11 protein-coding genes are annotated in these 13,840 nt (G+C 41.5%); 1 reads left to right on the forward strand and 10 read right to left on the reverse strand.

Annotation, left to right across the window (positions count from 1 at the left end):
* Positions 1-22 precede the first annotated feature (22 nt).
* Both NSU13_RS09110 and NSU13_RS09115 read right to left on the reverse strand, forming a co-directional pair.
* Positions 23-1,924 carry a beta-glucoside-specific PTS transporter subunit IIABC gene (locus tag NSU13_RS09110; protein WP_342490011.1) on the reverse strand — a complete coding sequence of 634 codons (1,902 nt, stop codon included), beginning with the start codon at positions 1,922-1,924 and terminating at the stop codon, positions 23-25.
* Positions 1,925-2,037: 113 nt separating this feature from the next.
* On the reverse strand, positions 2,038-2,880 hold the full coding sequence (locus NSU13_RS09115) for a PRD domain-containing protein (RefSeq protein ID WP_046311285.1): 843 nt from the start codon (positions 2,878-2,880) through the stop codon (positions 2,038-2,040).
* Between the two features lie 343 nt (positions 2,881-3,223).
* Between NSU13_RS09115 and NSU13_RS09120 the strand changes: the two genes are divergently transcribed.
* A complete protein-coding gene (locus tag NSU13_RS09120; RefSeq protein ID WP_041109292.1) occupies positions 3,224-3,532 on the forward strand; it encodes a DUF4870 domain-containing protein in 309 nt (102 codons plus the stop codon).
* Positions 3,533-3,587: 55 nt separating this feature from the next.
* Here the strand turns inward: NSU13_RS09120 and NSU13_RS09125 are convergent, their stop codons facing one another.
* From NSU13_RS09125 to NSU13_RS09160, 8 genes are all read right to left on the reverse strand, one after another.
* A complete protein-coding gene (locus NSU13_RS09125; RefSeq protein ID WP_342490012.1) occupies positions 3,588-4,991 on the reverse strand; it encodes a HAMP domain-containing sensor histidine kinase in 1,404 nt (467 codons plus the stop codon).
* Positions 4,992-4,993: 2 nt separating this feature from the next.
* Positions 4,994-5,701, reverse strand: a complete 708-nt coding sequence (locus NSU13_RS09130; protein ID WP_034283500.1) for a response regulator transcription factor — start codon at positions 5,699-5,701, stop codon at positions 4,994-4,996.
* Between the two features lie 140 nt (positions 5,702-5,841).
* Positions 5,842-7,107, reverse strand: a complete 1,266-nt coding sequence (locus NSU13_RS09135) for a glucuronoxylanase (protein WP_034283503.1) — start codon at positions 7,105-7,107, stop codon at positions 5,842-5,844.
* A 35-nt stretch (positions 7,108-7,142) separates the two neighbouring features.
* Positions 7,143-8,681: a glycoside hydrolase family 43 protein gene (locus NSU13_RS09140; RefSeq protein ID WP_342490013.1), complete on the reverse strand. Its 1,539-nt coding sequence runs from the start codon at positions 8,679-8,681 to the stop codon at positions 7,143-7,145.
* Positions 8,682-8,901: 220 nt separating this feature from the next.
* Positions 8,902-10,362 (reverse strand): CoA-acylating methylmalonate-semialdehyde dehydrogenase, encoded by a 1,461-nt coding sequence (locus tag NSU13_RS09145; RefSeq protein WP_342490014.1) that lies wholly within the window; start codon positions 10,360-10,362, stop codon positions 8,902-8,904.
* 338 nt (positions 10,363-10,700) lie between these two features.
* A complete protein-coding gene (locus NSU13_RS09150) occupies positions 10,701-12,041 on the reverse strand; it encodes an alpha-glucosidase/alpha-galactosidase (RefSeq protein WP_211044075.1) in 1,341 nt (446 codons plus the stop codon).
* Between the two features lie 31 nt (positions 12,042-12,072).
* Entirely contained in the window at positions 12,073-12,903 is an 831-nt protein-coding gene (locus NSU13_RS09155; RefSeq protein ID WP_211044076.1) for a carbohydrate ABC transporter permease, read from the reverse strand.
* Complete coding sequence (locus NSU13_RS09160) at positions 12,903-13,835, reverse strand: sugar ABC transporter permease (RefSeq protein ID WP_041118130.1); 933 nt, start codon at positions 13,833-13,835, stop codon at positions 12,903-12,905. Before NSU13_RS09160 ends, NSU13_RS09155 begins: the two co-directional genes overlap by 1 nt.
* Between the last annotated feature and the right edge of the window lie 5 nt (positions 13,836-13,840).

Consider the following 13,840-nt stretch of genomic DNA (forward strand, 5'->3'; position numbering starts at 1 on the left):
TCAATCATCCCTTCTATTATGATTAATGAATAAGCATTAAGAGTTTATTTTCTCCTGCGTTGACATAAGAGTCACCTGTATAGATAACATCCAGGTACTTCGAGGAATTAGTGACAATAATAGGTGTCACGACATCTAATCCTTTTGATTGAATTCCTTCTATATCAAATGATAATAAATGATCCCCGATGTTGATTTCATCTCCTTCTTCCACCAATACCTCAAAGAATTGACCATTTAGGCTGACGGTATCAATCCCTACATGTATTAATAATTCAACCCCATCATCTGAAACCAAACCTATTGCATGTTTAGTAGGTGTAACGGTCACTACTTTTCCGGAAAACGGCGCTTGTACCACCCCCTTATCAGGCATAATCGCTACTCCCTTGCCCATCATTTCGCTTGAAAAGACGGCATCATTTACGTCAGATAAAGGAACGACTTTACCAGTTATAGGTGCTTGTACTTCATAAGGATTTACTTGTCTCACAGCTTGTTGATTGACTGCATTTTCTGGATTTTTAGATGGCTTTTCCTGTTTTTCCGGCTGACCTTCATCCTTTGTGGCAGGTTCCTTGAAGCCAAGAAACATAGTGGCAAGCAGTGAGACCAAAAAGCTCAGCGCTATTCCAATTAAAGCCAGCTGGAAATTATTTGTGCCTTTCATAATGTAGGTTGGCAGAGATGTCATACCTGGAATTGAAAATGCTGTCGTTTTGACGGAGAATAAACCATAAAAACATCCGCCAGCTGCGCCGCCTATTAATGAAGCATAGAAAGGCTTTTTCAATCTCAGTGTTACTCCATAAATGGCCGGTTCTGTAATTCCAAAGAAACTCGGAAGCAATGTTGATAACGCCAAAGACCTTGTTTCTACTCGTTTTGTGCGAATGATGACACCTAAAACGGCACCTGCTTGTGCCATATTGGCAATAAAGTTCATCGGAAGCAGCATGATATCGTAACCAACTTTTTCAAAGCTGGCAAACGTGCTTGGGAAGAATGCGTAATGCATCCCAGTTAGCACAATTAAAGGCATGAGGCCTCCCATTAATAAACCTGCAATCGGCCCAGCAAAATGGAATAAAGAAGTGAAAAAGATCTCTAAATATTGACCGAAAACGTTCCCAATAGGCGCTATGAAAGCTAGTGTAAGAGGCGCTGTAATCATTAAGCTCAGTACCGGTGTAAATACGATACTTAAGGATTTTGGAATCACTTTCGTCATCCACTTATCGATAAAGCTAAGAAGCAGCACGCCTAAAATAATCGGTAAGACAGAAGAAGTATAATTATTTAATGGAATACTCAATCCTAAAAAACTAAGTGGATCTGCCCCTTTTGCTGCCCCTTCCACCATTGTCGGATATAATAAAATCCCAGCAAGTGCCATCGCGAGAGATTCTCGTGTTTTAAATTTCTTCGCTGCAGAATAAGCAATGAGGAAAGGTAAAAAGTAAAAGACAGCATTTGAAAAGATTTGAAGTACAGCATAGGTAGAGCTTTTTTCCGTCATCCAGCCTAAACTAACGAACAAAGCCATGATCCCTTTTATCAATCCACTACCAACAATCGCCGGCAAAATCGGTGTGAAAATTCCGCTAATGACATCGAATACGACTTCGATTGGATTCATTTTTGACGTATTTTTAGCAGGAGTAGAATCATTGCTGCTCTCACCAATCAGATGGTCGATTTCCTCATAGACTTCTGCAACTTTTGCTCCAATAATGACTTGGAATTGTCCGCTTTGGAATTGTGCTCCCAGCACACCGTCTACTGTTTTCAGTTCATCTACTTTCACCTGTTTTTCATCGTTGATATTAAATCTCAGCCTCGTAATACAATGCCAGCTTTGAGATATATTGCCGGTTCCACCGATTAATTTGATAATTTCTTGCGCCAATTCTTTGTTTCCCATGTCTTCACCCCTTCATTTTCACAAAAAAAACCTAAACAAAATCCACCATTAGAAAGACTTCTAAATGGAGATTTGTTTAGGTTAATGCTTTTTCATAACACGCCTAAAAGAAATCATTTATTCTGTTGATGTTTCTTTGTAATCCTTTCAATATGAATGACTAGAAAAACCAGTTCGTCTTCAGTGACATTCCAATTGAATTCCCGCTTTAACATTTCTTTAATAATCAATCCGCATGCATAGCTCTTCATATAACGATCCTGAATTAATTCCTTTAATGAATCATCCATCTGCTGCGGCGGTTGATTTGTTTCTTGTCTGACAATAAAATATCTCAAATGAGTAATAAACCTCGAATAATCTATCGATGATTTATCTAATACCATCTCGAAAATGTTTTGAATAATCTTAACGATTTCCTTCGTGAGATGGGTCATTTTGATGGTATCTCCCATAGACTGACCATCTATTTGAGCGTTTACAAAATGAAGGGCAATGAGTGAAGCCTCTGTATCTTGAAAAGTAATCCCCATCATTTTTTGAATAATTTTAAGTGCTTTTTTCCCAATTTGATATTCTTGAAAATATAGATGTGGAATTTCCCATACAATAGGGTTTTCATACTCCATTTTTTCTTGATGCCTTTGAATTGAAAAAGTCAGATGATCAGATAGCGAAAACAGCAAGCTAGAACCTAATTTTTTATTCAACATCTCTTCGCCCATATGAATGATTTTTTCAGTTAATAAAAGAATATCAGTTGGGATAGCGGCAAGTTGAGATTCTAATGGAGACGTCTGATCAGAATAAAATGTCTTACTGACAGCGCTCTCATCAAGAGTATCACCCTTTTTCTTCTTAAAGCCTATTCCTGTACCAAAAACAACTACTTCATTTTGAGTGTCTGTTAGAGCTAATACGATATTATTGTTTAAAACTTTAACGACGGTGAACATCTTCATCCCACCTTACCTAAAACTGCTAAAAAAGCATAAAAAAAACACCAAAATCTCAGCAAACAACGTACAAATGTACAACATGTTTACCTGACTTGGTGGTGCCTGATGATATCAGTAACACTCCTGCATCGGTTACGATTTTATTGTAAACACAGGATAAACCAAAGTCAACTATTTTTTTCGGTAAAATAGATTTAAATACCTATATTATAGTATGTCGTTTATAAATTATTTTAAAAGGTAAACATTTTTAAGGTTGCTGTAAGGTTCAGATTAATACGGATTAAGGTTGAGGTAGTACAATGTGTTTGTAGTGAATAAATCATAGAGGTGAAACGTTATGAAAGGAAATAAAGTCTTGTCATCATTATGTTATTTCAGTATCTTTTTTGCACCATTTTTGTTCCCAATTATCGTCTATTTTTTAGGTCAGGACGAAGTGAAATATCATGCGAAAAAATCATTATGGACCCATGTCATACCTTATTTGATTTTTGGTATTGGCATCCTTGGTTCAGGTTTACTTGGTATGAAAGATATCAGCCATGCGGGGCCTTTTTTAATTGCGACATATGCAGTGACATTCCTTGTTGCCATCTACTTCTTCATTTGGAACATTGTGAAAGGCATCAAAGTATTTTCAGAATAAATAATAGGTAAAAAAACGGTTCTGTTGTTGATCAGAACCGTTTTTTTGTCTATTTTCATGCTGGTAGTTGGAGATCAATTGTTGTTCCTTTCCCTATACTGCTGCGGATCGTGATGTCCCCGCCGTGCTTGACGATAATATCCTTTGCAATGGCCATCCCAAGACCAGAGCCAGCATGTGAAACACCTGTATTCGTCCCCCTGTAATAGCGGTCAAATACTTTTTCCAGCTCTGCCTCTTCTATTCCTTTGCCGTTGTCTTTAATCGTGATATGGGTTTTTTCTTTTTGTTCAAGCTGTACAATGATTGTCACATCAGAATCATTGTGAACAAGGGCATTTAAAATCAGATTGGTAACCGCTCTTCGAATGAGGATTTTATCAATATTCAGCATGAGCTTGTCTTCATTCGTTTGAAGCTCAATCGTCTGATCCGCATATCTTGAATCGTTCAAAATATCAATTAACGTTTCCCGCAGCAGTGACACGATGTTGACCAGCTCTTTATTGAGCATGACGCCGTTATTTTTCAGCCTTGTCGTTAAATTCAGATCCTCCATGACATCTTTGATATAAAGTGATTTATTCTCAATGATGCCCGCGTAATGTCTGATGTCTTGTTTTGAAAGAGGATACTTTGGGTCTTTCATGATTTCTGCATAGCCTTGAATAGAAGCGAGCGGCGTTTTAATATCATGAGAAATATGGCTGATCCATTCTTCCCGCATTTGCTCTAGTTTGTCTTTTTCTTTTTTGCTTGAAGCGAGCTGCTCTGATAAGTGATTGACATTATAGAAGACATCTTTATAAATTCCTTTAGCAGGCAGATTTGTCGTGTAATCTCCGTTTGCCAGCCGCTGGATGCTATGAATGGCACGGCCGAGCGGTTTTGTGAGCTGCCGGCTGAATAAGTAACCAATGAGTAACGCTATGATGGCATCAATTGATAATAAAATCATCGTCCCGATATTGAATCTTGTTACTAAATCCTTCGTGTCAAACGAGAATAGGTATTTTCCGATGGAAGGGTCTTTAAAACCGATAAAGTAGCTGTATTCTTTGCCCTTTACTTTTTTTCCGCCGGCATAAATGGTCGATAATAATTGCTTATCTTTATATTTATGTAAGTTCACGATTTCTATCGGTGTATATTTGTTCTTTAATCCTTTAGGTGCCTGCGCATGATACACGTTTTGGCCATTTTCGTCTAAAATTTGAATCCATGCATTCTGTTGTTTTAAGGCTTTCTGCCCTTCTTTGTTTACGGTCATTCCTTGATCAGAAAAAGAGATGTATTGTTCAAATGATCTTGTGAAGGTTTCGGGCGTATTTTCCTCGTTATGCTGGCTGTTTGCCTGAAGTACGAGCCAAATCATAAATACGAATAAGTTGATAAAGACCGTGATAATGGTCACGATAATGACAGAGACCATATACCTGCCTGTTAATCGCCATCTCATCCTTACGCATCCTTTACAACAAATTTATAGCCAAGCCCTTTGACTGTGACGAGAAACTCTGGTGTGGACGGGGAATTTTCTATTTTTTCCCGAAGTCTTCGGATATGAACCATCACCGTATTGTCAGAACCGAAGAAGTCTTCCCCCCAAACAGTTTGATAAAGCGTTTCTTTACTGATGATGCGGTTCGGGTGCTGCAAGAAGTAGGTCATCAGCAGAAGCTCTTTCGGCGTGAGCTCAATGACCGCGCCATTTTTCTTCAGTTCTGCTTGCTGCTCGTTTAACTCAAACGGCCCTTTTTTGATGACGGGATCCGCTTGAGATGACTGCAAGTATGAGAGCCGTCTTAGCTGCGCTTTCACCCGGTAGGCGACTTCCTTTGGACTGAACGGTTTTGTAATGTAGTCATCCCCGCCGATGGCAAGACCTACAATTTTGTCTGTTTCCTCTCCCTTTGCTGATAAAAAGATAATCGGAACATGGGAGGTCTCTCTAATTTGTCTGCAAATATCATAGCCTTCACCGTCTGGCAGCATAATATCAAGTATGACAAGATCAGGCTGTTCTTGGTGGAATTTCGTGAGCCCATCACGGGCAGTTGAAGCTGTTATAACGCGATCAATGCCTTCTCTTGTTAATACTGTGTTGATTAATTCCAAAATTTCTTTTTCATCATCGATCATTAATACTTTGCTTTGATGCTTTGGCATACATTGATCACTCTCCTGAAGTCATTGCCATTATTATACCCAATGTAAGAACATAGTGAAAAAATCAACTTCCTATTTGCATAAAAAAAGCCAATTTTCTTTTGAAATGAGAAAATTGGCTTTTGGTGATTCAATTGATTCTAGCGTTTGACTACAAATGTTGTCACACTTTGAGCCGGGAGATGAGCCCAAAATTGATTACCTGATATATTTAAGTCTGTACCGGGCTGAAGGTTGCTGTTGCTACTTGTAATCCATCTTGATGCTTGCGAAGCAGTTCCATTTTGCATCACAAAGTGCTGATTGACTCCTGTATTGTTTTTGTTAATCGCGACAATGACAACCTGATTGTTTCCTTTGTAGGCAGATACGAAAACATTTGGTTCAGGACTTTTCGTTGCATCAATTCTGACGTATCCTGGGCGTACAAACTTGGAGAAATGCGCCATGTTGTAACCGCGTTTACTGATCAGGCCATCTTCCTTCATAGGGCCGTAGGATCTGCGGATGTACCACCAAACATATGCCTGAAAGTCCCCTTCTACCATCGAATGGTGAATATGCTCTGAAACCCCTAATGCCTCAGGCCAGCGGTCCGCTGAATTGTTATCGCTATTCGGGTAGTAGACCTCTGTCATCCAAAGCTCCTTCCCCCCTCCTTTTTGTTTGAACAGAGGATATGGAAGCTGGCTGATTTGGGTTCCGTACAAATGGGCTCCGAGAATGTCCATATTTCCAAGCGCTTGCGGATCATTTAAGATAGGATCTGATATATTTTTAAGGTATTGAAAGGATTCTGGCGCAATCACGCGGGCATTAATGGAGCCGGCATTTTCTCTCATGAAACGCAGGATTTCCTGAGGAGTCCACCATGTCCATTCATGTGCATAATCAGGCTCGTTTTGTACTGATATCGCATAGAGATTGACGCCATTATTTTTCATATACGTCACAAAATCGTTCAGATGCTGAGCATATGCAGCGTATTGATTGTATCTCAGCCGCTTTGCAGTTGTACCATTACGGTTGAAAGTCTCGACCATATGGCTTGGAGGATTCCAAGGTGAAGCGATCACTAAAGCTCCATGCTCTATTGCTCTTTTGGCTGTGGCGACCTCTCTGTGCCAATTATTTCTGTTCTCATCTACAAAAATTCTTAGAATGGAAAACCCTAACTGATTCTGCCCATTGCCAAAGGCGGTTTCCCTTTGAGGTGCGGTCAAATCACCAATCCAAGCCGGATGGTTCATTCCGCCAAAGCCGCGAATCACTTGTCTTTCTGCATTGATATTAATATTGGCATCTGCTGCTGAAACTTCAGTTGCGCCAGGTCCGATGAACATGACAGACAGCATGGTGAAGCAGATCAATAAAGTACAGATTGTTTTTTTGATCATTGACATCAAATTTTTCCACTCTCCTATCATTTTCTCATCCTTTGTTATTGAGTAAACCGCCAGGAATCAAACTGAAATAGGTTTGCACCTGTTCCAGTAAAGACAAAAAATACGTTGTGCACGCCAGCTGCTCCGTTTACTGTCGTTTCTACTTCTCGCCAATTGTTTGTTCCGCCTGTGGAAGGGACATTTAGTGTTCCGACGAGTCTGCCGTCAGGGCTTCCGAGGCGTACTTCTATTTTTCCGCCTGTATTTGATGCTACATTCGCTTTAAATGTTCTTGCGCCGTTTGATCCGAAATCGACGTTACTGGCAGCCACCCAATCTCCGTTTTGAATGTTTGTGACATGCTGGTTATTGACCGGTCCGCCTGGAGCTGAAGAGGCCTCTGTCAAAATGCGTCCATTCCATGCAAATGTTTCAGCTTCTACCCGCTGATAAGGATTCAGGTTGGAAAGCTGTTTGACCCCTTCAAAATTGGCTGCAACCTCTCGAAGGGAGCCGTCAGCATTATGCACAAGCTTATTAATATGCGGAGATCTGTAGCCTTTTCCTGCCCCGTATAAAGCAGAGCTGACCGTTTGGGTATGATACACGACATACCACTCGTTTTTAAAATTGAACACCGCATGATGGTTGTTACCGCCGCCGCCAAAAAATGCACCCGGATTTTTCAGGAAATGCCCTCTATACGTAAATGGACCCATCGGACTTGAGCTCGTCATATAACCGATCTCACCAGGTGGTTTATCTGCTGGGTGGGAGCCGCCAAAGTTGATGCAATAGGAATAGTAATAGGTTCCGTTATACTTATGCATCCCCGAATCTTCAAACATAAAAGGAGCATCAATGGTTGATGCACTGCCCACAACACTTGTCATATCAGGCCCTAGTTTTAGGACTCTCGCTGTTTTAGGATTGGCCCATTGTCCCTGCGTTGGATTAGAACCGCCTGGTACGCCTCCACCGGCATATAAATAACCAGTGCCGTCATCATCTACAAAAACGGCTGGATCAAACAGCCATACAACCCCGGACATTCCTGGTGTATTTGGCGTGACAAGCGCTTTTCCGATAGGATCTGTCCATGGACCGATTGGGGAATCTGCTGTCAGAACACCAATCCCTCCGCCGCTGTTCGCAAAATAAAGGAAAAATTTATCTTTCCCATTGATTTTTTTCACCGCCGCTGATGGAGCCCAGGAAGCACCTACCCATTTAGCAATCCCTTTGCCGCCATTTGCCCCATTTGCACCGGCTACTGGAATTGCGCCATGATCTGTCCAGTTCACCATATCTGCTGAAGAGATGACGAAGACCCTATTCAAATTGGCAAAAGAATTATCTTTAATCGTACCGTTGCTGTGATATTCATAGTCATCACTCGACATATAAATGTACACTCTTCCGTTATAGGTGAGCGCAAACGGATCAGCGCCCAAGTGGTGGTCTATGAGCGGGTTTGCATTTCCTACACGTTTTGCAATTGTTGTGCTTGCCGCACTCGCATCATATACCGGTAAACAACTCAGTACCAAAGCAAAAATCAATAAACCAACGCCGCACTTCATCCTCGTCCTCATCGTTTCATTTCCTCCTGTTTTCATCTTCCTAATATTGGGGTTTAGGCCCAATTTCAAAATATGTTGATAGATACTGATGAAGAATGAATAGAAAGAATGATTTCTAGTGCAAATCCTTGCTGTAATCATGATGAAAACCCTTACTTTTTGACTAGAAGACAACAAAAAATGCAGTTCTCCTTTTGGAACTGCATTTTCTAAGTTAATTGATGAGTGTTGATCACATATAACGAGCGGTCACCATCTTCTTTCTTGTGTAAAACTCCACTCCGTCTGTTCCATTGGCGTGCAAATCCCCGTAGAAAGAATCCTTCCAGCCGGAAAACGGGAAGAATGCCATTGGTGCGGGAACACCGATATTGACGCCGAGCATCCCTGCTTCAATATTTTCGCGAAATTCTCTGATGCTTGATGCACTGTCTGTGTACAGGCAGGCACCGTTCGCAAATTTTGATTGATTAGACAGGTCGATCGCTTCTGTCAGTGAAGAGACACGAACTATTGATAAGACTGGGGCGAAAATCTCGTCCTGCCAAATTTTCATTTGATTTGTCACATGGTCAAAGATCGTTGGTCCAACGAAATACCCTTTTCCATTTGTTTCGTGATCTTTCCTGCCATCTCGAATGAGACTTGCGCCTTCTTCAATCCCTGACTGAATGTATTGAAGCGTTCGCTCCTTATGTTCCTCTCGAATGACTGGACCAAGAAAGACCTCTTCATTTATTCCGTTTCCAATGACAAGCTCATTCGATTCATCAACTAATTTTTGAATGAGATCATCTGCCACTTCTTCTTCCACTGCGACAACGGCCGCGGCCATGCAGCGCTCTCCTGCTGATCCAAAGGCAGCCCCGATGATTTGTTTCGTTGCCGCGTCTAAATCTGCATCTTTGAGGACAATGGAGTGATTTTTTGCTCCTGCAAGTGCTTGGACACGTTTGCCATGATCTGTGCCTTTTTTATAAACGTATTCTGCAACTGGCTGAGAGCCGACAAATGAAATGGCTTTGACCTTTTGGTGTTCAATCAGACCATTGACGACATCATGAGCTCCATGGACAATGTTGAGAACCCCTTTTGGAAGACCAGCTTCTTCAAATAATTCGGCTAATCGTGCGGCAAGAATCGGCGTGCGCTCTGAAGGTTTTAAAACAAACGTATTTCCGCAGGCAATGGCAAGCGGGAACATCCAGCAAGGAACCATCATCGGAAAGTTAAATGGTGTAATTCCGCCGATGACGCCAATTGGATAGCGGTACATGCCAGATTCAAGTCCAGATGCGATATCTGGTAATTGTTTTCCCATCATTAAGGTTGGTGCACCAGCGGCAAATTCGACACATTCAATTCCGCGCTGCACTTCTCCTTTTGCTTCTGTGATGCTTTTTCCGTTTTCAATCGTTACGAGTTCAGCCAGCTCATCCCATTTGTCAACGAGTAACTGTTGGTATTTAAATAAAATGCGTGCACGGCGGGGAACGGGAGTTTTCGACCAAGTGGCAAATGCTTCTTGTGCTGCCTGTACCGCATGTTCGACATCTTTTTTTGTTGAAAGCGGCACTTCTGCGATGATCTCGCCAGTAGCTGGGTTATATACTTCCTCTGTTTGACTAGTTTCTGCCTCAATCCATTGTCCGCCAATATAATTTTTCAACATTTGTACATCTGTTTTGGTCATGTTCCCTCTCTCCTTTTTATGAAAAAATGTGTCATACTTATAGGATGTGTTTAGTTGTCATTGTCTCATCTAACGGGCGTCCATCTGTATACACTCTTTGTCAAATATTATTGTTGTTTTGGTTTACGTTGTGATAAAAGCTTGCTCTAACGTGTGATAGGTTGCCGCCCAGCCATTTGTTTGTGAGAAATGATTCCGGAATGTGATTCACTCATGATTTGTTTTTGATTAACTTTTGATTAACTTTAGAAAAATCATAATATTAAAAACGCTTTCAGTCAATCCTCTATTTGCAGCATAAAAAAACCTGATGCGCATTGCATCAGGTAGAGGCTGGTTTATTTCTGTAAATTGGTTGATGCGGCATATTGATTCGGATCTGCAAAATGCGAGAGCATCTCACCATGTTCTTCAATGAGTTCATCGCATAATTTGATGATGTCATCAATCGACAGTTCAGCACTTGTGTGTGGATCTAGTAATGCCGCTTGATAAATGTGTTCTTTTTTCCCACTGATTGCTGCTTCGATGGTCATGAGCTGTGGACTAATATTGGTCCGGTTCAGTCCCGCCAGTTGTTCAGGTATTTCTCCGACATAGCATGGCATGATCCCGCTCCGGTCTGCAACACACGGCACTTCGACACACGCTTTTTCAGGCAGGTTGTGAATGAGCCCGCCTGTGTTCAGCACATTTCCGCCAAATTTAAAGGGAACGTTCGTTTCAATCGCTTCAATGATACGTGAACCATATTCTTTTGAGCGGGTATGTGTGATCTGTGTGTTCCCCACTAGATCATGCTTCATTGTATTCCAATTGTTGATTTGTTCCTCGCAGCGTCTCAGGTATTCATCGAGCGGAATGTTAAACTGACCGATTAGTTCTGGGTACCGTGATTTGATGAAATATGGATGGTATTCGGCATTGTGCTCTGAGGATTCTGTGACATAGTAGCCGAATTTATCCATCAGTTCAAAGCGTACCATATCATGATGCCTCGATTGCTGTTTTTCTTTTGCTCGTCTTTTGATTTCTGGATACAAGTCTTTTCCATCCCGTTTTACCTCTAATAACCATGCCATATGGTTAATGCCGGCGATTTTTTCTTCAATGCCTTCATGTTCCATTTCAAGAGATTCAAATAGGTCCTTTGTACAGACTTGCACACTATGACAGAGACCAATCGTTTGAACCTGAGTATAGCGCAGCATCGCACCTGTCAGTGTGGCCATTGGGTTCGTGTAATTTAACAATAAAGCATTTGGACAAACCTCTTCCATGTCCTTTGCAAATTCCAGCATGACAGGAATCGTTCGAAGGGAGCGGAAGATGCCGCCGATCCCAACCGTATCCGCAATCGTTTGTCTTAATCCGTATTTTTTTGGTATTTCAAAATCAATGACAGTACTTGGCCGGTAGCCTCCAACTTGGATGGCATTGATAACATATTTCGCATCCTTTAAGGCTTCTTTCCGGTTGTGATAGGACTGGATGGTCACATTTGCACCGTAATTTGCTTTTAAATGCCGGAGCATCGTTTCTGATTCTTTCAGCCGGTTGTGGTCGATATCATATAATGCGAATTCAAAGCCTGCAAGGGCGGGAACAAACAGACAATCTCCTAATATATTTTTAGCAAACACGGTACTCCCTGCACCGATAAATGTAATTTTAGACATAGACGACTCTCCTTTTTACATCTATATTGGGCTAGCCTTTGACAGAGCCTTGTGAAAGCCCTGCGATAAAATATTTTTGCAAAAGTAAAAACATCGTGACCATTGGCAGCATCGCAATGAGTGCAGCTGCCCCAACGAGCTGAAGCTGATGCTGATTTTGACCAAAAAAATGGGATAAGGCGACTGTGAGTGTATGCATCTCTTTATCTTGCAAAAAGAAGATAGCAAATTGATAGTCGTTCCAAATATACACGCAGGCAATAATTAATACAGAAGCGGTAATGGGCTTCAGAAGCGGAAAAACGACTGTGAAAAAAACTCTGAGTGTCCCTGCACCATCAATACGGGCAGCTTCTTCAAGCTCCTTTGGAATTGTCGACCGGATAAAGCCTGCGTATAAGAAAATTGTCAGCGGCAAAAAAGCAGCCACATTATTTAAAACAGCAATTTGATAGGTGTTCATCATCCCGATTTGAACGACCATTTTATAGAGCGGGACAAGGGCTGTAAGCGGTGGAATGACCATAATGGCAATAAATAAAACATAGACTGCTTTATTCAGCTTTGTGTTCCTTCTTGCAAGCGGATAGGCTGCAAGAGATCCAAAGATAATGAGCAATACAGCGGAACTGACCGTAATGATCACTGTATTCAAAAAGGACTGGCCAAGCTGAGCCTCTGTCCATGCTGTGCGGAAGTTTTCAAGATGCAGTGCTTTCGGAAACAGCCATTTTGAACTGAAATCTCCTATCCCCTTTAATGATGTCGTCACCAAAATATAAAATGGAATGAGGTGCAGCAATGTGATCAATAGTGCGAGGAAGGAGTAGCATCTTTTCTTGCGTTTATAGGCGTTATCCATCACACCTCGGTCTCCTTTCGTTTGAAATAAATCAGCGCTGCGACACTAATGACAAGGATGATGACCGCCATGAACACCCCTTGCGTCGCTGCATAGCCTGCATCCTGGCGTTTGAAGTACAGATCATACATAAAGGTCGACATGGATTGCGAGGAATCTCCAGGTCCGCCGCCCGTGAGTGCCACAATGACATCAAAGAGCTTGAGCCCGCCAATGACATTCAGCACAACATTAATGGTGATCGACGGCATAAGCAGCGGCAATGTAATCCGCCTGAATTGCTGGAAGCTCGATGCGCCGTCTAATTGAGCCGCTTCATAATAATCCTTAGGAATACTTTGAAGTCCTGCTAAATAAATGATCATCGCAATCCCGACGAATTGATATGTGTTGACAAGCACAATGATCCATGTGTTAAATTGCGGGTTGCCGAGCGCATTTATTTGATCAAATCCAAAAAGCGTCACCACATCATTTAAGGCACCACCTTGGTAAGCAAACACAAAATACCAAATATAGCCCATCGCAATCGGGCTGATCATGACAGGTAAATAGATGACCGTTCTTGTGATGGCTTTCATCTTTAAGCTTTGATTTAATAAAAGAGCATATCCAAGTCCGATGATATTTTGTAAGACAGTGCTCCCGATTCCATAGAGAAGCGTGTTTTTGACAACAAGCCATGTCGCTTGATCCTGAAGCAGCCGCCCATATTGCTCAAGACCAATCCATTGATAAGTTTGTGAGAAACCGTTCCAATTCGTAAAAGAAAGCTGAATGCCGTTTAAAAAAGGATAAATGATAAAGGTACTGACGACGAGAACAGCTGGCATGTACATCCACCAAAGTGATGAATTCTGGCGTTTTTGTATCTTTTGTTTTGGTAAAGAGGTGAATGCGGCGGGCTGTTTTGCTTTTGTGATGTCATTCATTGGCT

The organism is Bacillus sp. FSL M8-0049 (assembly GCF_038593355.1).
Classification (GTDB): domain Bacteria; phylum Bacillota; class Bacilli; order Bacillales; family Bacillaceae; genus Bacillus; species Bacillus safensis.